The following is a 2,067-nucleotide window of genomic DNA, read 5'->3' as shown; positions in this document are numbered from 1 at the left end:
CCACCCAGCGACGGGAGCCGGATCAGGTCAGAATTCTGTCCGGGGTGTTTGAGGGCAAAACCACAGGTTGTCCTATTGGCCTGCTGATTGAAAACACGGATCAAAAATCCAAGGACTACGGCGAGATCGCGCGTACCTTTCGACCGGCCCATGCGGATTACACCTATGCGCAAAAGTACGGCATCCGTGATTACCGCGGTGGCGGCCGCTCTTCGGCCAGAGAGACGGCCATGCGTGTTGCTGCGGGAGCCATTGCCCGCAAGTTTTTACACCAGCATCTTGGCGTGCGTATTTATGGTGGTGCGGTACAGATTGGCGCTATCAAGGCAGAGACCTTTGATTGGTCAGTGGTTAACGACAATCCGTTTTTCTTCCCGGATGCCAGCAAGGTGGTGGCGCTGGAAGAGTTGATCAACGCCCTGCGTAAGGACGGTTCATCGATTGGTGCGCGCATTAACGTATATGCCGAGGGTGTGCCGCCGGGCTGGGGTGAGCCGGTATTTGACCGTCTGGATGCGGACTTGGCCAAGGCGATGATGAGTATCAATGCGGTCAAGGCGGTGGAAGTGGGGGACGGCTTTGCTGTGGTTGAGCAGCGCGGTGAAGTTCACCGCGACGAGATTACTCCTGAGGGCTTTCTGAGCAATCACGCCGGTGGTGTGCTCGGTGGCATCAGCTCTGGCCAGACTGTCCGTGTCTCGATGGCATTGAAGCCCACTTCCAGTGTGCTTATTCCCGGGCGCTCGGTGGATATCGACGGCAACCCGGTTGAGGTCATCACAAAGGGGCGTCATGACCCCTGCGTTGGCGTGCGTGCCACGCCCATTGCCGAGGCCATGCTGGCGCTGGTGTTGATGGATCATTACCTGCGCAACCGTGGCCAATGTGGTGATGTGGTTTCCTCGCTCTCACCAATTCCTGCCGGCAGGGATTAACCTGCCGGAGTACCTTGCGTGATCGCTGACTCTCGCCAGTCGCCCATTCCTTATTACTGGCGACTGTCGTCCTTTTACCTTTTCTATTTTGCCCTGCTCGGCATGCTGGTGCCTTACTGGGGCCTGTATCTGCAGACGCGGGGTTTTGCTGCTGCGCAGATCGGCCTGCTTATGGCCATACCGCAAATCACCAAGCTGGGCGCACCAAACCTATGGGGCTGGCTGGCGGATCGTACTGGCCAGCGATTACGTATTATCCGCGCGGGCAATCTGCTCGCTGCGATCATTTTTACCGGTGTGTTTGTTGCCGACGGCTTTTGGTCCATGGTGATCGTGCTGGCCGGTTTCAGCTTTTTCTGGAATGCCGTGCTGGCGCAGTTCGAGGTGATCACTCTCGATACTCTGGGTGAGCGCAGTCATCGCTATAGTCAGGTACGGCTATGGGGGTCGGTGGGCTTTATTGCCGCGGTGCTGGTGGTCGGAGTGCTGCTTGACTTGCTGTCGGTATCATTGCTGCCGTGGCTGTTGTGCGGTGGGCTCTGGCTGATCTGGCTGTGTACATTGTTTTTACCCGCCGGCTCGGCGCCGTTGCAGCGAGCCCGTGAGGGCAAACTGCTGGCGGTGCTACGTCAGCCCGGTGTGCCAGCATTTTTTGCCTGTGCCTTTTTGATGCAGTTGTCCCACGGTCCCTATTACACCTTCTACACCATCCATCTGGTGGATATGGGCATTAGCCGTACCATTGCCGGTTCGCTCTGGGCGCTGGGCGTAATTGCTGAAGTGGGGCTGTTTCTGATTATGCACTGGCTGTTGGTGCGGGTGCCTTTAAAAGTCATTGTTACTGCCAGTTTGTTGCTTGCTGCGCTGCGCTGGTTATTGATTGGTAGCGTTGGCGACAGTTTGGCGTGGCTGGCCTTGGGCCAACTTCTTCATGCCGCCACCTTTGGTAGTTTCCATGCGGCGGCCATGGCCTGGTTGCATCGTACTTTCTCTGGAGGTCATGCCGGTCAGGGCCAGGCACTGTATTCCAGTTTTGGCTTCGGAGCGGGCTGGGCCGTTGGCGCCGGACTGTCGGGAATGCTGTGGACATCATTTGGCTCAGATAGCTTCCTGCTGGCGGCGGCGGTGGCCA

General features: G+C 57.7%; 2 protein-coding genes. Both read left to right on the top strand.

Annotated features, from left to right (window positions below):
- Positions 1-935, top strand: a 935-nt coding sequence (aroC, locus tag J1C54_RS16820) for a chorismate synthase (protein WP_229149960.1), incomplete at its 5' end; no start/stop codon positions are given.
- 18 nt (positions 936-953) lie between these two features.
- Positions 954-2,067 (top strand): MFS transporter (locus J1C54_RS16815; RefSeq protein WP_229149963.1); only part of this gene is annotated, 1,114 nt, incomplete at its 3' end.

Origin of the sequence: Alcanivorax sp. 1008, assembly GCF_020667895.1 — a bacterium.
In the GTDB taxonomy this organism is placed as follows: domain Bacteria; phylum Pseudomonadota; class Gammaproteobacteria; order Pseudomonadales; family Alcanivoracaceae; genus PGZG01.
Note: the sequence above shows the minus strand (reverse complement) of the source record. Positions and strands in the feature narration are given on the sequence as shown.